The sequence below is a fragment of the Microcoleus sp. AT9b-C3 genome (assembly GCF_036705485.1).
Classification (GTDB): domain Bacteria; phylum Cyanobacteriota; class Cyanobacteriia; order Cyanobacteriales; family Microcoleaceae; genus Microcoleus.
The window spans coordinates 62,718-88,864 of sequence record NZ_JAUBUR010000027.1 but is presented as its reverse complement, the minus strand read 5'-3'; the positions used below and the strand labels follow the sequence as shown (position 1 = coordinate 88,864).

Annotated in this window: 30 protein-coding genes; 20 read left to right on the top strand and 10 right to left on the bottom strand. The window is 45.2% G+C overall.

Annotated features, from left to right (window positions below; translation table 11 throughout):
* Positions 1-81: 81 nt before the first annotated feature.
* Entirely contained in the window at positions 82-966 is an 885-nt protein-coding gene (locus tag QUB77_RS22415) for a DNA/RNA non-specific endonuclease (RefSeq protein WP_333214300.1), read from the top strand.
* Positions 967-1,366: 400 nt separating this feature from the next.
* Here the strand turns inward: QUB77_RS22415 and QUB77_RS22410 are convergent, their stop codons facing one another.
* Complete coding sequence (locus QUB77_RS22410) at positions 1,367-1,762, bottom strand: nuclease A inhibitor family protein (protein ID WP_333279077.1); 396 nt, start codon at positions 1,760-1,762, stop codon at positions 1,367-1,369.
* 181 nt (positions 1,763-1,943) lie between these two features.
* On the opposite strand from QUB77_RS22410, the gene QUB77_RS22405 reads away from it, so the two are divergent.
* The 3 genes from QUB77_RS22405 (at position 1,944) to QUB77_RS22395 (ending at position 4,616) form a co-directional block, all read left to right on the top strand.
* On the top strand, positions 1,944-2,108 hold the full coding sequence (locus QUB77_RS22405; protein WP_333214296.1) for a hypothetical protein: 165 nt from the start codon (positions 1,944-1,946) through the stop codon (positions 2,106-2,108).
* Positions 2,109-2,178: 70 nt separating this feature from the next.
* On the top strand, positions 2,179-2,544 hold the full coding sequence (locus QUB77_RS22400; protein ID WP_333214294.1) for a hypothetical protein: 366 nt from the start codon (positions 2,179-2,181) through the stop codon (positions 2,542-2,544).
* A 560-nt stretch (positions 2,545-3,104) separates the two neighbouring features.
* Positions 3,105-4,616, top strand: coding sequence for a pentapeptide repeat-containing protein (locus QUB77_RS22395; RefSeq protein WP_333323502.1), 1,512 nt, complete (start codon positions 3,105-3,107; stop codon positions 4,614-4,616).
* Positions 4,617-5,065: 449 nt separating this feature from the next.
* Here the strand turns inward: QUB77_RS22395 and QUB77_RS22390 are convergent, their stop codons facing one another.
* The 4 genes from QUB77_RS22390 to QUB77_RS22375 all read right to left on the bottom strand — a co-directional run bounded on the left by QUB77_RS22390 (position 5,066) and on the right by QUB77_RS22375 (position 8,605).
* Positions 5,066-6,289: a hypothetical protein gene (locus QUB77_RS22390; RefSeq protein ID WP_333214290.1), complete on the bottom strand. Its 1,224-nt coding sequence runs from the start codon at positions 6,287-6,289 to the stop codon at positions 5,066-5,068.
* 272 nt (positions 6,290-6,561) lie between these two features.
* On the bottom strand, positions 6,562-7,116 hold the full coding sequence (locus QUB77_RS22385) for a GIY-YIG nuclease family protein (RefSeq protein ID WP_333323500.1): 555 nt from the start codon (positions 7,114-7,116) through the stop codon (positions 6,562-6,564).
* 61 nt (positions 7,117-7,177) lie between these two features.
* On the bottom strand, positions 7,178-8,164 hold the full coding sequence (locus QUB77_RS22380) for a GntR family transcriptional regulator (protein ID WP_333323498.1): 987 nt from the start codon (positions 8,162-8,164) through the stop codon (positions 7,178-7,180).
* A gap of 93 nt (positions 8,165-8,257) precedes the next feature.
* Positions 8,258-8,605, bottom strand: a complete 348-nt coding sequence (locus QUB77_RS22375) for a hypothetical protein (RefSeq protein ID WP_333323497.1) — start codon at positions 8,603-8,605, stop codon at positions 8,258-8,260.
* A gap of 207 nt (positions 8,606-8,812) precedes the next feature.
* Between QUB77_RS22375 and QUB77_RS22370 the strand changes: the two genes are divergently transcribed.
* The gene (locus QUB77_RS22370) at positions 8,813-9,505 is read left to right on the top strand and encodes an iron-containing redox enzyme family protein (protein ID WP_333323495.1); all 693 of its coding nucleotides are present in this window, start codon (positions 8,813-8,815) and stop codon (positions 9,503-9,505) included.
* A 99-nt stretch (positions 9,506-9,604) separates the two neighbouring features.
* Here the strand turns inward: QUB77_RS22370 and QUB77_RS22365 are convergent, their stop codons facing one another.
* Positions 9,605-9,997 (bottom strand): hypothetical protein, encoded by a 393-nt coding sequence (locus QUB77_RS22365; RefSeq protein WP_333323493.1) that lies wholly within the window; start codon positions 9,995-9,997, stop codon positions 9,605-9,607.
* Between the two features lie 194 nt (positions 9,998-10,191).
* On the opposite strand from QUB77_RS22365, the gene QUB77_RS22360 reads away from it, so the two are divergent.
* The 4 genes from QUB77_RS22360 to QUB77_RS22345 are packed head-to-tail and all read left to right on the top strand — an operon-like array spanning position 10,192 to position 16,375.
* Positions 10,192-14,115: a toprim domain-containing protein gene (locus QUB77_RS22360; protein ID WP_333323491.1), complete on the top strand. Its 3,924-nt coding sequence runs from the start codon at positions 10,192-10,194 to the stop codon at positions 14,113-14,115.
* A gap of 2 nt (positions 14,116-14,117) precedes the next feature.
* Positions 14,118-14,459, top strand: coding sequence for a hypothetical protein (locus tag QUB77_RS22355; RefSeq protein ID WP_333323489.1), 342 nt, complete (start codon positions 14,118-14,120; stop codon positions 14,457-14,459).
* A gap of 37 nt (positions 14,460-14,496) precedes the next feature.
* Positions 14,497-15,303, top strand: coding sequence for a DNA cytosine methyltransferase (locus tag QUB77_RS22350; RefSeq protein ID WP_333323487.1), 807 nt, complete (start codon positions 14,497-14,499; stop codon positions 15,301-15,303).
* Positions 15,275-16,375: a hypothetical protein gene (locus tag QUB77_RS22345; protein WP_333323485.1), complete on the top strand. Its 1,101-nt coding sequence runs from the start codon at positions 15,275-15,277 to the stop codon at positions 16,373-16,375. Before QUB77_RS22350 ends, QUB77_RS22345 begins: the two co-directional genes overlap by 29 nt.
* A 1,169-nt stretch (positions 16,376-17,544) precedes the next feature.
* On the opposite strand, the gene QUB77_RS22340 is transcribed toward QUB77_RS22345, so the two are convergent.
* A complete protein-coding gene (locus QUB77_RS22340; RefSeq protein WP_333323483.1) occupies positions 17,545-17,814 on the bottom strand; it encodes a hypothetical protein in 270 nt (89 codons plus the stop codon).
* A gap of 15 nt (positions 17,815-17,829) precedes the next feature.
* Positions 17,830-18,699 carry a DNA phosphorothioation-associated putative methyltransferase gene (locus QUB77_RS22335; protein ID WP_333323482.1) on the bottom strand — a complete coding sequence of 290 codons (870 nt, stop codon included), beginning with the start codon at positions 18,697-18,699 and terminating at the stop codon, positions 17,830-17,832.
* Positions 18,700-18,786: 87 nt separating this feature from the next.
* Here QUB77_RS22335 and QUB77_RS22330 point away from each other — a divergent pair, with 87 nt between their 5' ends.
* The 5 genes from QUB77_RS22330 (at position 18,787) to QUB77_RS22310 (ending at position 21,108) form a co-directional block, all read left to right on the top strand.
* A complete protein-coding gene (locus tag QUB77_RS22330; RefSeq protein ID WP_333323480.1) occupies positions 18,787-19,119 on the top strand; it encodes a DUF3846 domain-containing protein in 333 nt (110 codons plus the stop codon).
* A 129-nt stretch (positions 19,120-19,248) separates the two neighbouring features.
* Positions 19,249-20,073 (top strand): siphovirus Gp157 family protein, encoded by an 825-nt coding sequence (locus QUB77_RS22325; RefSeq protein WP_333323478.1) that lies wholly within the window; start codon positions 19,249-19,251, stop codon positions 20,071-20,073.
* A 134-nt stretch (positions 20,074-20,207) separates the two neighbouring features.
* A complete protein-coding gene (locus tag QUB77_RS22320) occupies positions 20,208-20,630 on the top strand; it encodes a hypothetical protein (protein ID WP_333323476.1) in 423 nt (140 codons plus the stop codon).
* 11 nt (positions 20,631-20,641) lie between these two features.
* On the top strand, positions 20,642-20,902 hold the full coding sequence (locus QUB77_RS22315) for a hypothetical protein (protein WP_333054185.1): 261 nt from the start codon (positions 20,642-20,644) through the stop codon (positions 20,900-20,902).
* Positions 20,896-21,108, top strand: a complete 213-nt coding sequence (locus QUB77_RS22310; RefSeq protein ID WP_333054187.1) for a hypothetical protein — start codon at positions 20,896-20,898, stop codon at positions 21,106-21,108. Before QUB77_RS22315 ends, QUB77_RS22310 begins: the two co-directional genes overlap by 7 nt.
* A gap of 30 nt (positions 21,109-21,138) precedes the next feature.
* On the opposite strand, the gene QUB77_RS22305 is transcribed toward QUB77_RS22310, so the two are convergent.
* On the bottom strand, positions 21,139-22,329 hold the full coding sequence (locus QUB77_RS22305) for an ISL3 family transposase (protein WP_333054188.1): 1,191 nt from the start codon (positions 22,327-22,329) through the stop codon (positions 21,139-21,141).
* 45 nt (positions 22,330-22,374) lie between these two features.
* Here QUB77_RS22305 and QUB77_RS22300 point away from each other — a divergent pair, with 45 nt between their 5' ends.
* Both QUB77_RS22300 and QUB77_RS22295 read left to right on the top strand, forming a co-directional pair.
* On the top strand, positions 22,375-22,773 hold the full coding sequence (locus QUB77_RS22300) for a hypothetical protein (protein ID WP_333054189.1): 399 nt from the start codon (positions 22,375-22,377) through the stop codon (positions 22,771-22,773).
* An 84-nt stretch (positions 22,774-22,857) separates the two neighbouring features.
* Complete coding sequence (locus QUB77_RS22295) at positions 22,858-23,169, top strand: hypothetical protein (RefSeq protein ID WP_333054190.1); 312 nt, start codon at positions 22,858-22,860, stop codon at positions 23,167-23,169.
* A 66-nt stretch (positions 23,170-23,235) separates the two neighbouring features.
* Here QUB77_RS22295 and QUB77_RS22290 read toward each other — a convergent pair whose 3' ends face one another.
* Positions 23,236-23,589 carry a hypothetical protein gene (locus QUB77_RS22290; protein WP_333054191.1) on the bottom strand — a complete coding sequence of 118 codons (354 nt, stop codon included), beginning with the start codon at positions 23,587-23,589 and terminating at the stop codon, positions 23,236-23,238.
* Positions 23,590-23,731: 142 nt separating this feature from the next.
* Between QUB77_RS22290 and QUB77_RS22285 the strand changes: the two genes are divergently transcribed.
* The 4 genes from QUB77_RS22285 (at position 23,732) to QUB77_RS22270 (ending at position 26,060) form a co-directional block, all read left to right on the top strand.
* Complete coding sequence (locus QUB77_RS22285) at positions 23,732-24,109, top strand: hypothetical protein (protein WP_333323472.1); 378 nt, start codon at positions 23,732-23,734, stop codon at positions 24,107-24,109.
* 75 nt (positions 24,110-24,184) lie between these two features.
* Complete coding sequence (locus tag QUB77_RS22280) at positions 24,185-24,481, top strand: hypothetical protein (RefSeq protein ID WP_333323470.1); 297 nt, start codon at positions 24,185-24,187, stop codon at positions 24,479-24,481.
* An 81-nt stretch (positions 24,482-24,562) separates the two neighbouring features.
* A complete protein-coding gene (locus QUB77_RS22275) occupies positions 24,563-25,084 on the top strand; it encodes a hypothetical protein (protein ID WP_333323468.1) in 522 nt (173 codons plus the stop codon).
* 127 nt (positions 25,085-25,211) lie between these two features.
* Positions 25,212-26,060, top strand: coding sequence for a DUF5895 domain-containing protein (locus tag QUB77_RS22270; protein ID WP_333323466.1), 849 nt, complete (start codon positions 25,212-25,214; stop codon positions 26,058-26,060).
* Positions 26,061-26,147: the final 87 nt, after the last annotated feature.

The following is a 26,147-nucleotide window of genomic DNA, read 5'->3' as shown; positions in this document are numbered from 1 at the left end:
CTCCCGTCAATTGCTGCATTCTTGAGGCAAGCGTACTGTTGTTGGTAAGCTGGCACAGGAATCATAAGGGAGCGGTGCAGCATGAACAAAATATGGCAGTTGGGGGCGATCGCTCTGATTTTGGGGATGATGGCTGGCTGCAATCTGACATCAGCCCCGCCATCTTCACGAACGCCTGTTTCTCCTAAACCAAGAGTGCAGAAACCCACAACGCAGCCACCGATCGCTTCGGCAACCAACAACCGCAATTTGCTCCTGGGCAATCCCAGCAATGCAGCTCCCAATGTTGCCAACATCGACAATTACTTGATGGTGAAGTCGCAGTTTGTGATGAGCTACAACAGTAAAACAAAGACCGCCAACTGGGTTTCGTGGCAACTGAACCGCTCTTGGATGGGAGCAGCCGATCGCCAAGACAACTTCCGCCCCGATGATTCCCTCCCAGATGCTTGGTACAAAGTGCGACCAACAGATTACACCGGAAGTGGTTACGACCGGGGACACATTGCACCCAGTGCCGATCGCACCCGCAACGAAGCGGATAACAGCAGCACATTCCTGATGACCAACATGATGCCCCAAGTGCCAGAACTCAACAGAGGCGTGTGGGGAGATTTGGAGGAATATTGCAGAGAATTAGTGCAGCAAGGAAAAGAACTTTACATCGTAGCTGGGCCCGTGGGGAGGAAAGGCAGCATCGGCAAAAAAGAAAAGATTGCGGTGCCGGCAAGGAATTGGAAAGTTATCGTGGTGATGGATAGACAAGGATTAGGGATGCAGGGAATTAGAGCCGACACTAGGACGATCGCTGTGATGATGCCCAACGATGCCAGCGTCAAAGGTTCGGGATGGAAAAGCTTTCGAGTTTCCGTGGCAAAAGTTGAGAAGGAAACAGGGCTGAACTTCTTATCGAATGTGTCTCCCCAGGTTCAGCAGGTGATTGAAAGCAAAGTGGACAGTCAGTAAAGAAGGGATACAACTTTTATCAAGTATACTTTTTTGCTTGATAATTTTAACCAACTGCATTAATATTTGCCATTACGAATCCGTAACAACCAATCCATAAAATAAACTTGATTAGCCAGTAAATTCTGACATTATATTCTCGATCAAGGAACGACCAGAGGGGAGGAAAAACAATTAGCAGCATAAGAAAGGAAGCTATAATACCCATCTGGTATGGCTTGTTCTCTGTGTAAGAGAGGAATAATAAAATCCCTAGCATACCAAAACTGTAAAGAGAAGCAAGCCAACTAAATACTTTGCCGGGTTTGTTCATATTACAACTTCTCTTCCTGACTCTAATTATGGTTGCTATGTAACTCAATGATTAACAAACAATCATAGTTCATCCTGTCTGTTGCAATCAAGTCTCGACCAATTTCGTAGACAGCCCCGCCAATCCGCCACCGTCCGTCTCCCCGACGATGTAGACATCAATCTCAATGCTGCCAACTCGGTAAACTTGCAATTGCGAGAGGTTTTGCTTCAACACGCTCACTAAGTTCTGAAAGCGCTTCGCCGTTTCCTCTTCCTCTTCATCGTGCCAATCTTCTTCTTGAGTGGAGATCGCAAAGAACTTATCAACGCTCACTAATTTTACGGGAGCATCGGGTGAATGTTCGGTGAGTTGCAGCAACTTCGCTGGAGTGAGTTCTCCCTGTGCCGGCCAATGAATGACCTCAAAAGGGGCATCGGTTTCGCTTCCGAAGAGTAAGCCCTCGGAAGCTTGTTTGAGTTGGGTGGCGATCGAGTCGGTCATAATGGCTGTTAGTTAGCTAAAAATAAGGCAAGTTAGAACCTTTAGGGATGAAGAATTGGGGCAAACGCATCCATCAACGCTGGCTGGATAATCTTCCACAAGTGTAAACCATCGCTGTCTGTAGGTTTTGGTCTCCCAGCAATTCTAAAACCGTCCTGATGTGGCAACCAGGCTCTAGTAAGTGAGTAGAATTGGTCAAGCTTGGATGTATGCTGGAGTTTTACCAGACTTGTCGAAGCACGATGATGCGATGGCTCAGGTGGCGTTTGACGAGGTAGTGCGAACGGCGGATAGCCTCAAAGAAAGTGGAAGTCGTCAGTTCGTTCACCAGTTGCGAGTGCAGTAACTTCAGGGCTGATAAAGCATCTGATTTACTCCTATTATTCTTTAACCTAAAAATTAGGGGAGCTAGCAGTATGACAGCAAAGATTTTATGTCCGGGATGGGACAATCTCTCTAAGGAGCAAAAAGAGCTTGCAACAGAATGGATTAAGTCACTCATCAGCTTCAGAATAACTACGGTTCAATTATCTGATTCTCTTTTCGACGAGTCTTCAGATAACTCCTTAAATCCAATAGATAATGCCATCAAAAATTTTCAGTTTGAGGTAGTAGACTCTTCAAGTACGTCGGAAGGAATTAATATTAAAAGAATTATTCCACCAGGAGTATTTGATATACCAGACCGCCCCCCTGACGCTATTCCTCAATTAGTATGCCTAGTTAATTGCTGGAGAAACGGTCATGCTGACTGTGACAAAAGGTGTAGTGAAGTAGGCTGATAATTCAGTAGCTTATCATTATTTAAGAAATGCAACGACCGCATGATGTAGGGTGGGCAGAAACCTGTTTTGATTTTGCTGTTTTACAAGGAATAGATTTTACTAAGGTAAACCTTGAAAAATCAAAGTTCCATAATGTTAATTTTGGAATTAAATGGAGCTGGCAAGTTTTCCTGCTTTTTGCAACACTACTGTTAGCTAGCTTAGCTGGTTGTTTCCTAGGAGCAGGAAGCTTACTAGCAACGGGATTATTGACAAAATCTTCATTCCCTTATGGGGTTTCAGTTTTACTTTCTTTAAGTATCACATTATTTAGTAGTATACGAAAAAACTTTGTTCTGGGAACTATTATAGGTATAGGAGCCTTACTGCCACTTCTATTATTATCGATCACTCTGCCTTCCCCAACGAATAGCCTTGACGTAAGTGTTCCTTTTTTTTTAGGATCTGGAGCCATAGTGTTAGTTTCAATAAGTATAGAACTAGCCACTTTATCGCTAATTTTATTGAGAGTTTCACTAGGCTCTATTGTGATAGCTACTGTAAGTACATTTATCCCAATGCTTGCAGTAACTATTATAAGTGTACCCCTAACCAAAGTAATGCCGATCGTAATTGTAACTATTGCAATTTCCTGGCATCTTAGCCAGAAAGCACTCACTTGCAGTTTGGGTGGATTATGGAGGCTGCAAGCAGTAATAGCAATAGTGACAAGAGGAGGAAATTCCTTTAAGGGAGCCAACTTAACTGATGTAGACTTTACTGGTGCAACGCTTAAGTTTTGCGACTTCCGAGAGGCTAGTCTTACTTGTACTCGTTTCTATGAAGTTAAAGCACTTAATTATGCTCGTCTAGACAATACCTACCTTGCCAATCCGCAAATTCGGCAACTGGTCGTCACACTTAACGGACAGGCTCAAAACTTTGATGGTTTGAATTTGGAAGGAGTGAACCTACAAGGTGCAAATCTACAAGATGCCAGTTTTATTGGAACAAACCTCAACAACGCTAATTTGCGGAATGCTAATTTGTCCAGAGCCATCCTGAAGCAAGCACAACTCGATGGTACAAATATGACGGGAGCAATTCTCACGGGAGCTTGTATCGAAGATTGGGGGATTACAGGTAGCACCAAGCTAGAGGACGTGCAATGCGACTATGTATTCATGCGCCTGGAAACCAAAGATAATCCCAACCGATTGCGGAAACCGGATAACTGGGGGGAAACTTTTGCTCAGGGTGAGTTTGCTGATTTCATCAAGCCTTACGTGGATACTCTAGATTTGTACCACAGTCAGGATATTGACCCCCGCGCTATCTCCATTGCACTTAAAAACTTATCCACCAACCATCCAGAGCAAGAGCTGCGGTTTGTGGCTATCGAACGGCGGGGCAACAATGGCTTGAATCTCAGGTTTACAACTGCAGCAGGGGCGGACAAATCAGAGTTAAGTCATCAGTATTTTAGAGATTACGCTCGAATCAAGAAAGAATTGCCGCTTGCCGTTCAGCTAAAACTGGCCGAACAAGATGGTGAAATTCGTACACTTAAGGATACGATTGAGCAGTTTATCGAAACAGGTACGCATCAATCTAAGATTCACGCAGAAACAATTCAAATCATTAAAGGAGAATTAGTAATGACTCAAAACAAAGGAATCAACATTCATTCAGGGGGTGGCAGCATTGGCGACATCAGCGGGTTAGTTGGCGGTGATGGAGTCGTTAATTTGGGCACGATTAGCGGCAGCGTGACCAACACTCTCAATCAGTTGCCCGATTCCTCGGAACCTTCGGAACCCAACATCAAAGAACTCCTGGCACAACTCCAACAAGCCATCGAAAGTGATTCCGATCTATCCGACCCCGACAAAGTGGATTTATTAGAGCAGGTGCAAGCTTTAGCAGAAGCTAAGCAAACAGAGGAACCTGCTAAAAAACAAGGGCTGACACGGAAAGCGAGGAAGATGTTTGAGGCAACATTGAGCAGTTTGCCCCAGACTGCCAGCATTGTAGAGGCGTGTACCAAGTTATTACCCATGATTCTGAAGGGGTTAGGGTTGCCTGCTTAACGTTGCAGTATTTGTAGGCATAGTGCAAGATACCCCTATCCGACTGATTGGTATTCAGGATATGCACCTGATGATGCGATTCAACAGACTGCTGAAAGGTTACTCATTCAGGTGCAATCAAGGGCTTTGAAGCTGAAGTAATTGTGTGTTAAGCTCCGGTAGTTTGCTGGGGCTTTCTGAAAGCATTGACCGCTTACACATCAGGTCTGGTTTAGAGTTGATTAACTGACTAATTTTTCAAGGGTGACGTGGATTTCAATAAACGGGAAAGGGGAACGGAGGTAAGTTAGCTCTCAAGTATAAACCAACAACCAGAACCCATCCCCACAACCAAAACTCCCATTCTTTTAGGAAATTGCCGAAAAGCGTTATCAATAAAGAATTAAAGACCTTTTAGGACAGCCCAACTTTTCTGTTAACTAGCTGTTCCCTAATTCTCAAACAGACTGCTAAACCACATTAATTGTTTGACCGTTGGTTAGACGGCTGAAGTCATACTTTGTGCTACCAGCTATGAGTTCTTCAAACTCGGAAGTTATCAAAATGTCATTTATCCCAACGTCATTAAGCTGAGTGAACTTCACCGTTGTTCCCGATATACCGACGGTATAACTTCTCGACCCCGACGTTAATTCCAGTATGTCCTTACCGTTTCCACCATTTAAAACACCACTACCAAAGCCCTTAAAATAGTCTTTACCATCTCCTAAAAATACGCTACCAATCTGATTATATCCCTCAAGAATGATGGAGTCGGTACCATTACCAGTATTAATGCTACCAAAGTTGTAAAGACCTGCCTGGCTAATGGCAGTGATTATGTCGTTACCATCACCAGTATCGATGTTGCCGCCTTCCTCGTTCCAAATACCGACACCACCACCGATAATGTTAGTGCCAGTGATTACGTCATTGCCATTGCCAGTATCCATAGATCCAGAGTTGCGGATCCCCCAGCCATATAATTCGTTGGTAGTGCCAGTTATTATATCGTTACCGTCCCCAGTATTAAAGGTGGCCATAAAGTTGTTGATGCCACTCCTGCCAATACCCGTGATTACATCATTCCCTTTTCCAGTATCGAGGGTGCCACCGTAATTAATAAATATACCTAAATCCTGGCTACCAGTACCCGTAATTGTGTCATTACCATCACCAGTATAGATAGTGCCATAGTCGCTTTGAATTCCCACACCGACCTGGCTAATACCAGTGATTATTCCCTCAACAGTGCCAGTAATTATGTCATTACCATCCCCGGTATTTATGGTAGCATAGTGGTTATAAATACCAGCAGTAGGAGAGTTATAGGAGCCGGGAGTTTGGAGAATTCCTGTGATTATGTCGTTACCATCATCGGTATGAATAATCCCATAGTTGTTTAAAATACCAGCATGGGAATCGTAAAGGAATACGTCATCGCCATTGACGGTGCCCGTGATTATGTCGTTACCGTGGGCGGTATTAAGTGTGCCGTTGTTATAGAATCCGCTAATATTAACAAAGAAAAAATTGTTGCTGTAGACTCCGGTAACAATTTTCCCCGTACCAGTAATTATGTCGTTGCCACCAAGAGGATTAGCAACACCTGTATTGAGTATTTCCTCGACCCCCGACGCGGGGACAATATCCGCCCGATTGGTAAATGTTAGATTTGACAGTTCAATCGCCATAGCAAGACCTCTGAATGAAGAGAGAAATGAAAGTAGGTTAGATGTTATCCCTTATATTTGTAACCCAAACTACAATACTCTATTTTCTATTGTTTTATTTCTTAACAGAGTCAAAGCTATTTTTATGAGAAAGCTAGCTCCGAATGTGGTTTTAGTTCATAATAAAATTCAATAATGGACAACAAAGGTTAAAACAGCAATTTTGTCAGCAGGTTCTCAAGTAAGCTATCGATCGCTTTCACTTTTTCTTACTGCGGGGGAATTTGAGCAATTCACTTACCAAACGGTTGTCCCCACCACTGCCAGCATTCTTTGTTAAATGGCGACTTCCACTTATAGATAAGCTCCAATTCTAACTGGAGCCGTTGTTTTCGGTTGCTCGGCGCTCCATACCAAAAAGCTATGGCTACACTCACATTCAGGGAGTAGCGGCGATGCAGTTCGATGTAGTTGGCAATGTACTTATGACAATCGTGGCTCATCCATCTTTGCTTGGGAGTACGGTCTGTTTCTCCTATATACAGTAGCAAGGGAAGCTCGTTGTCGATAACGAAGTAGAGGCAAGTGCGATCGCCCCAATCGGGTTTCTCACAAAAGGAGAGATTGTGCAGTTCCAAAATAAACGGGTCAATGCTGTTGGAGTCACAGGCACTGGGTGCGAGCTCGAACAATGTTCCTTGTTGCGGTTGTTCGGAAGCAGCAAATTGTTGATGTTCGAGGATGCGCTGTTTCCAAGAATGCAGCCTCTCGGAACTCATCGTTAATTGAGGCAATTTAACAGAATATTTTGGTTGAAATTCAGGAAAAAGTTCTAGTTGGTGTGGCACGAATTCAAAGGATTGTTGAGGATTAATGTTGTGATAAAGAGGATAGTTAATGCAACCAATGTTACATTACTTTTTCCATCTCTACCGCAATTAAACGAGCTTGGAGTACGAGCAAATTCACCGGATCGATGCCGATGCTGAAGGTCATTAATTTCCCAGTTGGGGGAATGTACCTACTCAACTGATTCTCAACTTGGCTCGAACATACCACTAAATCAAATCCTGGGAGTTCTGCCACATTATTTTGTACAAATTCTAAGGTAACTGCTTTTGATTCTACGTGATGCACGTTATAGTCAATAATTTGCTTCATTGCTTCGCTGCTGCTTTGTTCTTGGCACACAAACAACACCTTGGCATTGCGGGGTAGCGATGAGATATGGCTCAATAACGGCATATCAGGTTGCACTTCAATTCCGATTACTTCCTTATTGGGGTCAGCTATCTGAGCTACATCCCACAGGTTTTTGATGGTAGTTACGATTAAATCTGCCGACAATAATTGTTCCAACGCGCCCGGTTCTTTTGTGTGTAAATGCGTCCAAGGTATCGATACGAAAGCTAATCCTGTTGCTGCTTCTAAACGCGCACTGATATCGATACTATCCGGGTAGAAATTTACGAAAGCTACATTTATTTGATGGCGCTCGACCATGACTGCTTGAGCGTAAGCTGCTGCTGAAAACTCGGATGCGGTTAACCCGTATTGAGATGCTGAATGAAAAGCTTGACTGAGCAAGTCGTAGAAGCTTTTGCGAGCAACCATCTGTCTGATGAAGGAAGAATCGGCAACCACCGTTCTTTTACCTCGGTTGCCTACGAAATATCCCAAAGCAATCAGTTCGCTGTATACCTGCGCTACAGTGGTATGATTCACTCCTAAGTATTTAGCTAATTGGATAATCGGCGGTAAGGGTTGATTGGGTTTGAGATTACCACGCGCAATCAACAGCTTAATTTGCTCGGTGATTTGAGCGCCAATGGTGATGGGCGAAGCAGTATCCACAACGATGAGCGGTAAAACCGGGTCTGTCATACAAGTTGGCATAATTCTTTCTCATATTATTGATTCATACTTTACCCATTGAAAGCCACTACTAAAAGACAGAGTGGCGCTAAGAATTCTCTGCTATCTATTACACTAATTTACTTGAAACATCCACAATCTACCGACATAAACTCCAGTAAACCATAAGGGGTGGGAATGGCGCTCGATGATGCGACCGTCCCTGAGCTGCACTTTTTCCCTAATCTCTAGGTGCGTTTGTTCGTAGATTTCTGTCATATCCTTGAGGAACAATTGCGGATTATCAAATTGCTCGGATACAAACTCTAAGGCGAGTTGGTCGGATAATGACCGCACAATGAGTTCGGGTAGCTGCCAAATCCTCAATAAGTTGGGCGTGACTCCTACCATTTGGCGGTGGTGGTTGACAATTAATATACCCGCATTCTCTTGATTATGTAGTCGCTCTGAAATTGACAGCATCAGAAATTCTCAACTAACAAATCTTTACTTTTTTCGCTCCCCATTGTTGGAAATCCAGGAGTCTACCTTTTGAATTAGCTTAGCGCATTCTATCACACCTTTGATAGGGGTGTACCGCAAAAATACTGATTGACTCACATTATAATACTGGTGTACCATAGAATGCACTTATTGTATTGCCATAATTTGTAAAGAGGAGATACCAAAATGAAATGGTTATTGGATTTGGGAGCCAAGTACCGCCAGCATCTGCTGGCAGGGTCTTTTTACAAGCAGCTAACCGCAGCACAGCATCCCGACGATGTTCGGGGTTGGGTCACGCAACTCTACTATCAATCGAGTGATTTTACGGCGGCACTGGCGATGCGCTATACAATGTGCCGGGACTTTCGGTATCAACAATGCTTCGCCCACCACGCTACAGAAGAAGTAGACCACGCCTCGCTGCTGCTCGATTGGATGCACAAACACGGTTTCCTGGAACCGGGAGAAAACCCGACCTCCGTCGCTGCTACCCTAGAAACGCAGTTGGTGAGCGCCTACTGTTTCCGCTCCGTGTTGCGGGAATCCTACGAGCATCAAGTTATTGCCATGAATCTCATTTCTGAGGGCGTGAGTTTCGACTTCTTTTCGGCAGTCATCCCGGTTTTCGCCAGAATCGGACTCAAAACCAACCGCTACTGGGTAGTTCACCGCGAAATCGACCAAGAACACCTAGCCCTGGGCATCGACCTCATCCCCCAATGCGAGCCGGATTCGCCCTTGGGCAAAGAATACGCCCGCATCGCTTGTGAAACTAGCGTGCTGTACGGGCGGATGCTGGATTCTTGGTGTACCGCCGACAATGGCAATCAGGAACCACCTTCACTGGCTCAATTGGTGGCAGCAGCAAGAAGGTAGACAACACGCCTGATGAAAATAACCGCTCCATCAAGGTGGCGGTACTCGCACAGCGTCGCCATTTTCGGTGTCGCAACGCATCGCTTAAAGTTGACTTTCCTAAAAATTAATCAAAGTAACCTTATTCTGCGATTCCCTCAAACGCCTTGCCATCAACAGCATGGCTTGGTTTTCTTCAGTCTCGTCTTTGAGTTCGGACAAGGCGCGTTCAATTCTCAACAGCGGAGGTTCCTCTCTCTCCCTTTTCTTCCTCTGCAAGTCATTTTGAGAGGTGACGATACGAACCACCTGAGCGCACTCGCTGCGCGGGCGCAACCGGGCAATCACCTCCATACACCGCCACAGCAAGTCGCTGCTGAGATCTTGTTTTCCCTGCCGCACTTTGCTCCAAGTCTGCCGCGCAATACCGCTTAGTTCAGCTAATTCTGTGCCGTGAATGTCCGCCTGTTCTTCACAAAGCCACCTCAATAAAGGTGATACGGGTTCAGTCATTGTAAATATTTATTACATATCTGTCGCTTATGGGTGACAGAGGGGATAATTTGTCAATGATTGGCGAATCAATTGACTCATAGCATAACTCAAAGTTAACACATCGGTCACGCAGAAAAGAACACGGGTTCAAAAAAAAACAAACCCTCGTTGAAAAGAAGAGGGCTCAAAAATTATTAATAAGGAATTCTATCATGACAGATTCTTCGGAAAACAGCAACACCCCCGCTAAAAATAGCAGCTTGTTGAGGTTTTGGGAGCAGGAGGTGCTGCCTCGACTCACTGCCGACTTGGTGTACGACCATCCCTCACACGCTTTTCAACGCAGCGCCCAGAAGTGGCGGGGAGGTAGTCCGTTTCGCAAGAGCAAGTCGGGAACTTCGTTTACCGTGTGGCCCGATACTCTGCGCTTCTACGATGCGGGATGCGAGTTTGCAGGCGACCCCATTGCTTACATCCACAGTATTAAGACCAATCGTTGGGAGCATCCCAAGGGTATTGATTGGGTAGAAGCCTTGCGGGACGCAGCTTCGAGGGTGGGAGTCACGCTACCGGAACGCGAACACACTCCCAGGGAAATCGAAGTAGCTACGAAGTGGGAAGCGCGCCGGGGGATATTGGCAGCGGTGTACGCTCAGTGCCGGGATTGGCTGTGGAGCGAGGCGGGGACGGGCGCTCTCAACCACTTGATTGCAGAAAGGGGCATGAGCCGAGAAGCGATCGCCGAGTTGGGATTGGGCTACTACCTGAGCAAGGATGAAGTTGCAGCAGCGCTCAAAGAGCAGAACCACAATTTAGAGATTGCGGAAGAAGTGGGCGTGTTGACCCGCAAGTGGGAAGGGTATGTCACTTTTCCTTGGCACACGGCATTGGGTCAACCGCTTACTGTGTACGGTCACTGTCCCACAAAACCTTTGCCTCTCAAAAAGCATCACCGGGGGTGGAAGGGCGAGAGAGATGCGGCTTACCGAGCTTGGGGAAAACTTTCGGAAGCTCAAAAGATAGAGCAACCTTGGCTCGAACCGACAATCCCCAAGAAATACGCTTGCTGGAATCCCAAGGATGAGGAGGGGGCGTGGCTGGCAACGAAGGAATCACCACTTTACTTTGATAGAGCTTTGGCGGCAGGTCACAAAGAAGTAGTGGTGGTCGAGGGCGTTACCGATGCAGCGGTGGCTCAAGCCCTGGGAGATACCAGAGTCGTAGCGTGTGTCGCGGCCAGTTTATCTGGAGAACAGGTGCAGTCACTACGGCGATCGGGTATCGAGAGAGCGATTATTTGCCTTGACCCAGATAGCGCGGGAGATAAGGGGATTGAAAGCTGCATTAAATCTTTGTTGCTGGCAGGGATTACACCCTACGTAGCTCCCCGATTGCCTGTGGGTGAAGATGGCGATGGCGACCCAGATAAATTCATTACCCGCAACGGCATCGATGCTTGGTTGGAACATACCCATTTGGAAAAAGCTCAGCATGGCTTGAGGTGGAAAGCCCAACAAATAACTAAGTCTCAGGGCAACACCGATGCTGACAAACAGGCAGTGCTCCTAGAAGCGACTAAGTGGGCAGCCAATATTAAGGATGCCGTAGCGCTCAACATATTCTATTGGCCAACTATTGGTGAAACTCTGGGAAATTCCCCACCCTCCTGGTTGCTGGAGTTTGGTAAAGAATTGCGTGTGGGCAATCAAGATTATTCAGAGCAAGTAACCAAATGCCCCGACCGCAAGCGAGATGCGTTTTATCGAAATCTTTGTGACAAGTTGGGCCTCGACTTCAACTACTACACCAGGGGGCGGACTTTCGATGACTTTGCGGTGAGGAAGGTATTCGGAACGCATTACAAAGCCATCAACAGCGCCATGTATCAGTACACCGGGGCGGGTTGGTGGCAACGGCAGGACGAGAAGCGATGCGAACACATGATTGCGACGTGTAGCGAAAAGGTGTTCAAACTCCATCAAGTGAGTAAGTGGGAATGGGAAGAAACGTTCCCTTTCTCCAGTGAAGGTTGCACCAACTCCGCATTCAAGTACGCCCTGAAGCGCCTTTACCTAGAACCTCCCCCCAATCGGCATTTTAGAGCATTCAAGAATGGCACCGTGGATATGAGAACGGGAGAACTCCTGCCCCACGACCCCACTCACTACCTCACTTCTGCCATTGAATCGGATTACGTGCGCGATCGCCCCTGCCCCGATGTTTTCCTGAACTTCATCACCTCCGCTTTTGGTGAAGACCAACTGGATGCAGTGAGAGCCTACACTTCGATGCTGATTGACCCTACCGCACCCTATGGCAAGTTCATTCACATCATCGGGCCTTCGGGTTCAGGTAAGGGAACTCTGCTTCGACTCTGGGGTGAAATCTTTGGCTTGGAGGATTCCCATTCCGGGGACTTCACGGAACTGGCAAATCCCGAATCTCGACATCAGCACCTAACCGGTAAATCTTTGTACACCATTCCCGACACCGGGGGTTACATCACCGGGATTCGTCCGTTTTATGAATTGGTGGACAACGGTAAACTTTCGGGTCGTAGCCTTTATTCATCCTGCGGATACACCAAAGAATGGAATTGCCGTTTTGTTGCCGCTTCCGTTGGCCACCTGCAAATTGAGAATGCGGGTGATGGGTGGGATAGACGGTGTTTACCACTGCTATCCAAAGAACGGGAAGGATTGGAAGACCCCTACCTGCGCCATAAACTTTCGGCGGTGAAGGCGGATATCGTATCTTGGGCGTTGGCTATGCCCAGAGTTGAACGCGATGCCTTGCTGCTGCAACCTTCCACCAACAACCGCATCCGCCTTGCCAAACTTGATGCCGCTACTTACGGCGACCCGATACGCAGCTTCATTGATTTGTGCTTGCGACCGACTGATGCTCCTTCCACCATCCAAAACCACGAACTCCACAGTTGGTTTATCGCTTACTGCAAAGCACACGGCTACTCCGATAACCGGGGGATGAGCAAGTTCATCGCTCACCTGAAAACAGTAATCCCCCAACACCACGTACCCAGACACCGCCAAGATGGCGAGTTACACCCAGCTCATTGGACTCACATGACTCTATTACCCGGTGTCATGGTCGATGTTTCACTCACTGAGGAGACTTCTAACGGCTACCAAGGTAAACCCAACCCACAACCCCCTGAACCAGAGTGGCGGTGTGCCAAATTCCTCTGCTCTGAAGGTGGTTTATTAGCTTTTGAAGAATGGAGCGAACAACAAAAGAGGGAGCCTCTTACACCTGATTTTAATCAACAAGGCGATCAGGGTACAACGAGGGGTGACACCACACAGTCTACCTTGATCGGCAAAGATACCACACAAAATCAAGGGTTGGAGGGTAGTGAGCAAGGTGATCAGGGTGATCAGGGTACTACTCTTTTAAAAAATGAAGGGGTGGGGGGGGTTCCTCAGCAACACGACACCCCCTTTAAAAAAAGAGGTGAGGAGTTATCGTCTACCCCGATCACCCCAATCGCCCCTACTCAAACCCATACGCCACAAGGAAACCAGGATGCGATCAGGGCAGAGTCAAGTACCCACATCAACCCTGATCAACCTGATCGTTTGCTCAGCATTGATGAATGGATATCAAAGCTTTCTGAAGTAGCAAACCGAAATGGCAACTCCTATGAAGCGGTGAAAGGATTGGGTGTACCGAATCACCAGCGCCCTGAAATCTTTGCTGCCTTGACACCGGGAGTAAAAGACCGACTCAAAGGATTGAGGGAAGAGTTCGAGAGGCGGATTCCCCAGGATATCGAGAAGTGGAGGAAGGCAATAAAAACTTGGTCGGTGTTGGATGTAGATGCACTGAACCATCAATGGGAGCAATTTGACTTATGGAGCCAGTGTTTGTTAGGTATCGGTAACTGGGTGGAAAGAATCAATAAATCGGGATTATTTGACTTAGGAGCATCGGTGTACGCCCAAGCCATTGAATTAGCTAGTGAGAAATCGGAAGCTCTTGAAGATTTGGCAGTAACAAATGCCGAGGCAGAACTCACCAATCCTGAACCCAAGCAACTCAATTTATTACCAGATGCTCAACCGCCTTCAGAGCATCCAAGCAGATTCTCACCCAAGTCGGAGGATTGGTTTTAATTATGAACAAACAATGCCCAAATTGCGCTTCTCTTGATATTTATCGCCGTCATCCCCAGAGCTTGGAGGTTTGCTGCGACAACTGCAACCACCGATGGCAAGCAAAGCAAGTTTTAGCTCCAATCCTTCGGAATAAGTTCTGGCTCAGCAAACCCTTGAAAGGCTGGCACTATGTCGAAGTGTGGCGCTCGTCAAGCAATTCCCAGAAGTTCGCTTATCGGTTGGCTTATAGCGCTTCCCTCTTCGGTGAGTTAAAGGGTGAATTTGATACACCAGACTTAGCTTTAGAAGCGGGAATTCTGGATGCTAAGGGGTTATTAGCACCCGCTAAATCACCAATTTAATCAGCTCTATTGTGACTCCCAAAAAGGAGAAGCGAAGATGATGCGAACGCTTTCACTTTTCAGCGGCATAGGTGGTTTTGAGTTAGCTGCTGCTGCTCTAAATTGTTTCACCGTTAAACAGTTTGTAGAAATCGATGAGGATGCTCAATATGTACTCCGACAGCACTATCCCCACATCCCAATTCACAGCGACATCCGAACTTTTAGCGCGACCCTTGGACAATACGATTGCATCTGGGGAGGATTCCCCTGCACCGGGACGAGCAATGCCGGAAAGCGGGGAGGATTGGCTCATCCAGAATCAAGTTTGTGGTGGGAAATGCTCAGAATTATCCTCGAAGCTCGACCCAGCTTTGTGGTTATCGAAAATCCAGAAGGCTTGCTCGTCCGAGGAGGTAGAGAAGTCGTTGCCTCTTTGCGAATGGCGGGATATTGTGTCACAGACCCGCTCCTCCTATCGGCAAAGGAAGTGGGAGCTGGACACCAGAGAAACCGAGTCTTTATCATCGCTTACCTTCAGGACTTTGCACAGCAGCAATACCAGCACCAATTCCAGACCGGCTGGGCTAACGAAGTGCGAACAATCGCTCAGGAAGCTGGGCATCATTTCCCCATCCCATTATTTATCCGCAATGGGAATGGAGTTGATATTCGGATTCCCCCTGGGCTGGACGGATTGCCTTGTTACCAGAACATCGCTATCTCCCACTTTGGAGTCAAGAGCAAAACTAAAGGTAGAATCCGAGCCAGGTACGTCTTTGCCAAAACCGTTATGCCTGGACAAGCTTACATTGCCCTCAAACGAGTGCAGCATCTTGCCAAAGCCTTCGGCATCATTGATTGAAAACACCACCGAGTTTGCATTATCGGGGTTGGGTATTAGCTTCGGTAAGACGCTACCCTATCTAACCCATAAAACGGTGACACGTCGCGCTTGGAAAGATAAACACGCCCATAAATTTATCAATGCTTTTGAGCAGAATAAGCTAATCAAAGCTTTGGATAAAGATATCCGTTATGGAGGCAAGCAAATTGGTTGGTGTCGGTTACTTTGCGCTCCCTACAAAGAACAACTTGCAGCAATGCCCGATGAAGATTTGCAGGCTGAAGGGGGAATGTGTTCGTCAGTAGCAGAGTTTATTCAACACTACTTTAAAGGCAACAGCAGCCAGGAAGTGTGGGTAATACGCTTTGAATTTGTGGCACTGAATCAAGTAGTATCAACCCATACTGCTGACATCCTTGGTGTATACTCGGACTCAGAAACTAAAGCTGACAGCAACTCTGACCTTACTTCGCTAGTCGAGAGTATACACCAAGCTCAATTAGCTCCTGTCATTGCATCTTTTGACTCTGAAAGCACTACTAATAGCAACGTACCCCTCAGTCCACGAAACGATAGTATACACCAAGCTTCATTACCTTCCCTTGGTGTATACTCAGCAATCCAGAATACTGCTAGCAGCAACTTTGGCATTACTCTATCAAAGCAGAGTATACACCAAGCCTTACTCAACCATCACACGGTTCCTAGTTTATCCCAAAACAACGGCAATCAAGCTAATACTAACACCCCAATCTCTTCACCCGTCGCAAGTATACACCAAACCTCAACACAGAGTCTTGGTGTATACCAAAGTGATGGCAATCAAAGTGACACTAATGCAAGTAATGATTCACTAGCCGAGAGTATACACCAAGCTCCTGTAGTTCAGGGTGGTAGTGGCTTGGTGTATAGCTTTTGGAAGGGAGAAAGCATGGTTAACCACTACCGCTACAAGGTTAAAGTAAACGGCAAGTGGAAGGTGAAGAGCGTCTATATTCCTGTGGGCAAACTCCCTAAAGTTAGGGAAGCCATTACCAATAACTTAGGAGTAACTGCAATAGTTACTGAGGTACTGGGTAGGCAACTGTGATTGATGGCCCCGTCTTTTTCAAACCATGCGGTAGCTTTTTCTTTGAACTCTCTTAGTTTTTGAATTTCTCTCTAACTTTTTCCATATCAACCACCGCTTCAATCCGCATCTTTCTCTCTTCCTAGGTGCGGAGGGTATTTCTGCGTTCGATACCCACCATACAAACGAGGGGTCTTACCCCTGATTTTAAGTAACAAGGCGATCAGGGCATAACGGGGGGTCTAACCCATCATATTACCCTGATCAGCTAACTTACTACGCTAAATCAAGGGTTTGAGCAATAACAAGGCGATCAGGGTATAGTGTAGGGTCTTACCCCTCATTATGCCCTGATCACTCAAAACACTACGCAAAATCAATGGTTTGAAGGTGGTGATCAGGGTGATCAGGGTGATCAGGGTACTACTCCCCAAAAAAATGAAGGGGTAGGGGTAGTTCTCAATTCACAAGACACCCCCTTAATAAAAAAGGATAGGAGTGCCCGATCGCCCTGATCACCCCGATCGCTTCTACTCGAACCCATATACCACAAGGGAATTAGAAGGCGATCGCAGCATAATGAGGGGTAAGACCCTACAATGTGCCTTGATCGCCTTGACTGCTGATATGGTTTCTTCTCAAAGGCATACACAGCATAGAAACGCAACAGCGATCGGGGTGCAATAAGGGGTCTTACCCCTTGTGTTATCCCGATCGGCTAACCATGAATGTGTGGATAGTGAAGCTTGAATGAGGTAGAGCCACTAACGAGCACGGCAGAGTGTGCGGTGGCTTAGCAGGATTCAATAATCGATATTTTCAAGGCAAGGGCAATGTTGAAGCGGGGATGACCTACCTTGAATCGAGAGCAGCAGGGACGGTGGGTGTATGCTGCCATGCAAGCAATGAAGTGGATGTAACTCTTTTGTTACTTTGCAAACAAGCAGTATCCACCAAACTTTATCAGAAACCTTGGTGTATACTATGGCTCTCTCATAGAAACTGATAGCAACTTCCTAATTACTTTGCCAAACAAGTGTATACACCAAGCTACATTATCCGGCTTTGGTGTATACTTTTGGTTTTTCACTAAAACGAACAGCCGTTCATCCAAGACGTGTTGTATTGCCCATAATCTTTGAATTACTATTTATTTACAAACCATGCGTAAGCCATTTTATTAATTTTTCTTAGTGTTGTGTTTTCTCTACTAATTCCACCAACAATTCAGCAGGAATGCGATGCAACCATTTCTCTAAACAGTCTCGGTCTATTGATTCTAACTTGGTTACAGCTTCCCTAACTAACACACCTTGATTATCCGAAACACTCCCGACATCCTCTTGCTTTAATTGAGATTGGCGGGCTTCTTCCTCAAAAGTAGCAATTTCATCTTCAGTGAGGTAGGCATCTTTTACCCAACCCGGTACCCAATCTTTCATCGAAATAACATTAGTCATGGCTCTATCCTCCCATCATTCGCTCATCCCATCAAGTATAGCTTCAATCCGAATCAACCTCCGTTCATTGATGCGGAGTAAGTCCCTGCGCTCCATCGCTTGCACAGCATCCAAGTAGCATTCGTTGGTAGCATTGCCCAGGTGCATGGTTAGCTTGCCGTTGGGGAGAGAACGAGAACGAGACTTTAACCTGAAATAGCAATAGCGCTTACCTTTCTGGATGGAGGAATGCTTTTCAATGATGGCATCAGCAGGAGGAATCCAAGCACTCTTCAATTCCTGCTGCTGGGAATGAAGTAGAGAGCGGCATTGTGCTAAATAAGAGCGATCGCTGCTATGGATTATCAAAGGAAGAGCATGAGAGTTATGAGCAACAATGTAGGTATTGTGAGTCAGGTAGCGTGCAGGTACGCCCAAAGTATCTTCAATTAAGTGTTTGAGTTCGGTATGGGAATAGCACTTCTCAAACGTACCCCACCGCGTAATTACGCCATCATTGTAAGCAATGCCCGCATGATTAGTCGATCGCCCGGTGATAGCGCTAACCACCAGAGTTTGACGAGCGAGTTGGTAAGCGCTATAGAGCACTTCACACCGGAGCGCGGGAACTTCAATTGTACTTAGAACATAAAGCAAAGTGACAACATCAACCGTTCTTTTGAGAGTGCGGGGAAAGTAGTAAGGGTCGTAACCACGGGAGCGAAAACCCATTGCTTGAAGGAAGCGCACATCATCACCGCGACCGCATCCATAATCCAAGTGCGTGTGATGAGGTAACAGAATTCCCCCATCAACAGCAGCAGCCATTGGTAAGCTCAATTCCTGGCGCTTGAGAGCAGCTTTGTGTCTCGGTATTGTGACATTTTCCAAGTTTGTTGGTGTCATGGGAGCATCCAATTTATATTAATACAAATATACAAATAATTTAAATAAAATGGCTAGCGCTGGGGTGTAAATAATAGGGAATTACCTATGCTCTACGCTTTGATTAACAACACAGGAATCCACAGACTAGAAGTAGCAGAGAAGTGGGAACTTGCCGACCTGCAAAACCGAGTAGGCGTTGAAGGTGAGGATGCGTACATAGAATACGTGCGCCATCAATTTCCTGACCCCAACATCGACTTAATCTGCGATGAGGAATTCTCATTCAAGGAATTACCCTTAACCTGCATCACCCGTCGAAGTATTGCACTGAGTGGTCAAGTAATTGCTGCTGCATCTACGCAGGATGGTGAAACAATTGGGTTAACAGAAGCGCAGTTTCAATTAGTTGTCACGAATCTAATTTGGGTAATTGCCTAATAAACCTTGCCTCAAGTCCGCACTTGGGGCACTTCAATCATTTTAAATAATAACGCATAAGTAATAACTAACGAAACTAAAACAAAATGGCTATCGCTTTCTTGTGTAAACAATCATAGCAACAACATCATGCCCAGAAAGAAAACACAATCAACCGTATCCCTAGAATCTTCTACCTCCACTGCATTGATTGAATCTACGCCTAACACTTCCTTATTGGATGGCATTGTTGCTCAATTATTAGCAGCATCCGAGCAGGGAATAGAAGCACTAAGCACCCTCAAAGCTCAATTAGCGGCACAGCACGACACTCCCGATACTCCTGAATCCATTGTGCAGCAAGCGTGGCAGCACATGAACCCAGACCAACGCGCTCTTATCTCCAGTCGTTGTGAAGCGCACCGAGCCAAAGAACGAGTAAGCGGTAAATCATTACACCAACTCACGGCCCAATTGGAAGATTTGGATGAACTAATCGACAGCATCGAAGGTGAAGAAATCACACCTGAATTAGAAGCAGCGGTGCAACAACTCCTCGAACAACGGGATAGTACCTACGAGCAATGGCTCACCAAAGTCGATAACTATTGCGCTGCCATTACCAACCGCCATGCCCTAAGTAAACAACGCAAAGCTGAAGCAGAACGCCTGAGTAAACTCGCAGCTACCGATAGCAAACGAGTGGAGTGGATGAAGCAACAACTCAAGATTTGCCTTGAATCCCAGGGTGTCAAGAAACTAAGCCTACACCGCTTTAGTTTAACTATCAGCAACAACGGTGGAGTCTTGCCCCTCAAACTTTCTTGTGAACCCCAAGAACTTCCTCCCCAATTTCAACGCATTGAAGTATCACCCGATAATGGAGCTATCCGACAAGCCTTGGAAGCGGGAGATATCGAAGCTCAACGAGTTGCACAATTCGGTGAAAGAGAAACTCATTTGAGAGTTCGATAGATAGCCATTAAGCCTGGAATAATCATAAATCTAAAGTGATTGTTTCAGGCTTGATGTTAAAATAAAAACATCAAATAATTTGAATAAAATGGCTATCGCTAGGGTATAAAACATAGTAAGTTAGAGGTAAGACCATGCACTGCAACTTAGGGTTAGATTGTACTCAGATGGGCTTGGATGAATGCGGAGATTGCATCAACGAAGAACTGTGCCATGAATACACCAAAGCTTGGAATCTCTACGACATAGTGTTACTCAAAGGATTCCCAGGAGCGGTGTATCTTTGTTGGCACAGCAGGGATGCGAATACCGAATGGACAAATGAGCAATGGGGATTTAAGCACCTGAATAACTGTGATTGGTTACTGCACTACAGCGCATCATTAAACTCTTTTGACCAGTGGCAACACGCCTATTACAAGCTTTCTAGTGTCAAGAATACTAAGTACGTCCGCACTGACTTATTTAATGAGTTTGACCTACTGAGAAAGCAGGTAGACATCGAATATGCCAAGAATCATGAAGATGATGATAAAGCGCTCTTCTTATTTGAATAGGAGACTCTCAAATGACCAGAAAAATTCACAATTTACTCAGAAAAGCTGGTTTTGTGAAATGTCGTAACCCTTGTCACCACGAACGAGGATACACCTTAAAGCATCATAAAAACGCAGCCCTAATTCAAGTTTACTTTAACTCGTTTGAGTTGTTAGATGAAGCAGACCAAGTTTTGAGAACCCAAGGCATGAATGGGGTTAAAAGCTTGCCCCATAAAGCTGAAGGCTGTTTTCTTTCTATTGAACTAAATCAGGAGTCACCCCAATGCTAGGAACGCACTTTATCGAATTACCCGTACCCATGCCACCCATGTTACCTGAAATGGTGGGAGTCAGCAACAGTCAATACTTTGCCATGTACTATCAAGGAAGCAAAGCTACATGGAGCAACGGCAGGGGGATGGCTACCTTTAGTTACTACGCCGTGTATGCACCTCTCATAGAACACATAGCCTTAGCAATTCACTTAGAGTCTTAGGCTCTCCTGAACTTGTGGTTATAATTTTATCTAATCAGAAAAGCAAGCTAATACACGATTTCTGAAATTATTAAAATTAGAAAAGCCATATCCTTGCCGCATTATCAACTTAATTCGATTGTTGATTCCTTCCATCACTCCACTTGTTGTGCGATTAAGAAAGTAGTTGCAAATACCCTCAAAATGGTTTTCAATTGTTGATGCAGATTCTCTAAAAAATACTTGTGCATGATTTAGCCATTCTTTAATTTTTGTCTGCCCTTTTTTGACAGTCAAATTAGTCTCATATATTTCTCTAAATTTTTCTTTCATCTCATATGCAATTCTCAAGCATTCTGATTTACCTAGTACCAATTCTAATTTATCAATCTGAAGAAGATTCAAATTTACTCGATTACTTAACAATAAATATTTACTTTGCCTATCTGTTATTCCGGCGGCTCTACGTAATTTATTCAAGTCTTTATTGACTACTTTCATCACATGAAAACGATCGATAATAATTTGGGCATTGGGAAATACTTTTTTGATAACTTTAGGAAATCCTCCCCACATATCAACACTCACTTCTTCAACTTGTTCTCGAACCTCAATTGCTTGCTTCATCAGGACTTCAATGATTTCTTCACAGCGATGGGAATCAATCATTTCAATTAAATTACCTTCGCCCAGGTCACTGACAACAGTCACAAAATTTCCTTGACCTTTTCGCATACTTATCTCGTCCAGACAAATTCGTTTAACCTGTTCCCAATCTGGTTTTTTTTGATTTTTGTTTACCTGGTCAAATATTCCTTTTATTTCGTGATAACTCAGTCCTTCTTCTCGCCCAATTTGCTCCATGCTCGATTGTTTGACGCGCTCATAAATATTTTGTTCGTATCGTTGAGTATGCCGTCTTTTTATGTCCAAAAAATCTATTTTTTCTGTGGGATATCGTTGGCAATTAGGACAGTAAAACTGCCGTCGCGGGACTTTTAAATACACAGGACGACCAAACACTGGCAAATCTCTTACTAAGATTGGTCGATTCTGATGCAACTGTTCGGTATAATTTTGGCAATGATGACAAACCATACCTTCTTCTACAATGCTCAGTCCTAATATAATTTTTCCATCAATTTGAGTACAACTTTCAACCTTCACTCCAGGCAAGTCTAATATGTAGTCTAAATAAAAATTCATGATAATTAATGTATTGTTTGTTACATTATACACCATAAAGTCAGGAGAGCCGAGTCTTATAACTTAGGCTCTGATGATGAAATGCCAGAACACGCTATTTTATGTGACACAGTGAGCCATAAAATGTATATCGGTGCGTACAAAGAAATCGATTACTTTCTGTTACAGCAGCATCCCCAGGAGTCACTCACCTTATCAGAGCAAGAGTTTGAAGAAGCCGTAAAAGCGTTAGAGAATATGACCTTAGAGCAGATGCAGAAGTTGGGAATGTTCGAGATGTTCGGCAATACCAATCCCCAAGCGCGCCTCGCAACCGTAGAATTGGTGCAGTGGCTAGACCAACAAATTACCGAAGAATTGATACAGCAATATATTCAACTAGCTAACCGGGGTAATTGGACAGCGATAATGGCATTAGACACCCTCAAGCGTAGAATTTCGGAAGCTAAGGAACACCAACAGCAACTAGAGAATAACTAAATAACCTATGCCGAGGAAGTATAAATATTACAGCCTCGGCATGGGTAAAAAACACCCATAGTGTAGTCAAAAGGAAGTCAAGCAATGAAGCGAGTGACTTGGAGGGATAAAGCAATTTATAGCATTGCCGATGCTCTTTTAGAGTACGAAGCTCAATGCTTATTAATGGGAGAAGCAATAGAAGGAAAAGCGGCTAAGAAATGGATATCAAAGGAGCGCTTTCCCTTTGGATTTAGAAAATACACTCCCTACAAAACATGGCTCCAAGAAGTTGCTAAGATTCCCCACTTTATCAGTACAGGATGGCCGGCAAAAACCTATCCGGGGTGGCGTAGCGGACTCCCAAGGCGTCCTCGTAAATGCCGTGTAAGTGAGGGTCAACTCAGTTTATTTTAAAGTAAGGAGCATTAGATTCAGAAAACACAGCGTAGTTGCTTCATCTAATACACGCTTGCGCGATCGCTAATCTTTCCCTAGTGCTACTCCACAACTCTTGTGCGTCCTCGATTTAGGGTGTTTGCTATCACACCGGGGATTGCAGATAGGGCAGAGCAATCGATTGTTGTGGAGCTTTTTAAGTTCCCGTTCCCGATGCCACCCCCCGCGCCAAGTCCTCACCAACACCAACTCCCGCCCTTGTTCCACCGCAGCTTTGGTGATTCGCGCTCCCACTTTAGACTTGTGTTCCCTCAAGCGATCGCCCACGGGTTTCTGAGTGCTACCTAAATAATGGGATGCCGTGCCTCTGGGATTAGTTAGATTACCGATGGCGGGTTGCCAGTGGATTAAGTAGCAGCCTGGTTGATTCTGGTTCATGGCTTTGATTAATCTTGTTTGCAACCAAAGCGTTAGCTCTTTTATTGAAGTGAATTAAGTTATCGATAAATCCTAATTTAAATGAACTATAAAATCTCAAATTAATGGCTATCGCTTGGGGTGAAACTAGCCAATAATTGCCATGTTAATTCAGCCCAATAAACCCATTCAATTACCCAAGCCTTACCGCATTGCATTAACTACTCAAACCATCGAGTTGCGGTGTTGTCTCGAAGTTGCAGCCGATTCAGATGAGTGGATTGTTCCGACCCCGGCATACTCGATCGGTCAAAAAGTGTGGTTGATTATCCCAGATTTACCCATTAATGATTGGGAAGAAAAGCGCATCTTTGGCATCGAACTCTACGCCCCTAGGTGGCAGCATGGCTCTTTGATGGCCCAACCCGTTTGGTACTACGGAGTCAAAGCTTTGATGGGACAAGGAGAAACCAAGTGGCTGACTGAGGACGAGATTACCCCGAATCCTCAAGCTTATGATTTTGAATCAAACCATTTCTAACAGCATCAATAATCAACAAAACTCCCAAGTAATTGCTATCGCTTGGGGTGCAACATTACCAAATAGAGCAAACCCATGAACATCAGAACAATAGCCGTGGTGTATACCCGTAAATTCAACTTGCTTAACTTCAATTCAGTTGACTTATCCTGCTCGTTGTGGGCGCAAATAGACGCCGAAGAAGATGAAGATTGCTGCATCGAAATTTTACAAGACAAAGCAAGAGAAGCTGTGCGTTCCGAGTATCACAAAGTGAAAAGCAATCAAGGCCCCGTACCCACAGTTAAAGTAAACGGTGCTTTTGTTGAAGACTTCATCCCTGAAGGTGAAGAATATAGCCCGCTTTCGGTAAATCCAGCCCATCTCCAATAGTGGCTGATTGATGGAAAAAGAAAACCCCCAGGTAAGTGCTATCGCCTGGGGTAAACAATTCATTGAGTTGAGGTAAAAGTTATGAGCCACCGAGTATTTGTGGGTGAGTTCCGCGTTGAAGGTGACAAGCGCATATTGCAGTGCCATTCCCGTGGAGACAAGCGCTACAGCCCATTCTTTTGCTATGTGAAAGCTTTTGGTACAAAGGATTCCATCGAGAACCACTACCAATGCGCCAAGCGTTTTGAAGGTTGCCCCGACCCCGGTAACTGGACTGCTGCGAGGTATTGGAAGCGCCAAGGATGCAAGCAAATAGCGTGGCAAATAGGCGATCGCCAGTTACCCGTGAAGTCGAACGAACAAGGCACCAGCTTTGCTATCGATGATTGGGGAATCCAATACTACATTGCTTTGTGGCATCGACACTTATCCCAACATCCTGAAAAAGTAGAATGGGCTCGACAATTTGATGAATTTGAAGACCCGTTTAAACGAGATTTTCCTTTCTGTCAAGCTGATGTTATCCGAGTTGCTGCTCGCGAAGGAGTAGAAGCATTGTTGCCTTATTTTGCTCCCCTGAAGCAACTTTTCGATACCAAGTAATCTTAGCGAGGCTGCAAGCTATGAACTATAAACTTGCAGCCAATCAAAGCTAAAAATCAATAACTAATAACCAATGAAAGTGAAAGAGAATGGCTTTCGCTAGGGTGAAAAAGTAAGAGGTTTTATCATGGCTAAGAAATCTGAATCTGATATCCAATCTGAAGCAATGCCAATTCCCGAAATGCTAGAACCGACCATCGAACGCGATGAGTTTGCCAGTCCTGAATTCGTAGACCCCGAAGCTCGTCTACCACGCATTCAAGCAGTGCGGGGAGAATCGAACTTAGAACATTGTGGCTACTTCATAACTGCCGATCAGATGGCACAAGCCGGTTGGCTAGAGTTTGATGAATCCCAACTAATTGAGTACACCTTCAATTCGGGAGAGGTTGAACAGGGTATCCTCATCCGCAAACCTAGGATGATTGTTTGTCCAAAAACACCCGTACTCGCCTTTGACCGAGATGAAAGTGAAAAACTACAGCAAACGGTAATCCTAGGCTTGTACGATCGCACGGCTAAGGAAAACGAGCGCATTAGCAACATCCAGTTATTCCAAGTATTCTTGGTCAATTCGGACAATCAACCCCTGCATTCAATTCCTTTAAGCTACAAAGCCAAGGGTGCGAATCAAGCTAGTTTTAGCCAGCGCTGGCAACAATTCTGCACCGAGATTACAGCGTGCCATGCCATCGAAAACGGCATTGCCGCCAAACCCAAGAATGCAGCTTTCAAGAGCTTGTGCGTGTTTGAGTTTGAGGTAGAACGCCAAATCGTAGGAGAGAAAAAGAAATCTCCCTGCTGTTATGTTACCTCACACACAAAACCTACCCTAGAAACTTGGAAACAGCACTTCCTAGGTTACGACCAACAAACCAAAAAATGGACTTGGGAAGCCCTGGAACCAGAACGCCCTTTGACCATCCCCGCACTCCAATTTTCATCATCTCCACCTTTAGCTTTATCTGAGAGCTAATCCTTAGTTGTGGGGAATTGAGTAACTTCTAGTAACTTTGATGTAACTGCAATTCCCCATAACTCAAACACTTGAAAAACCAAATAA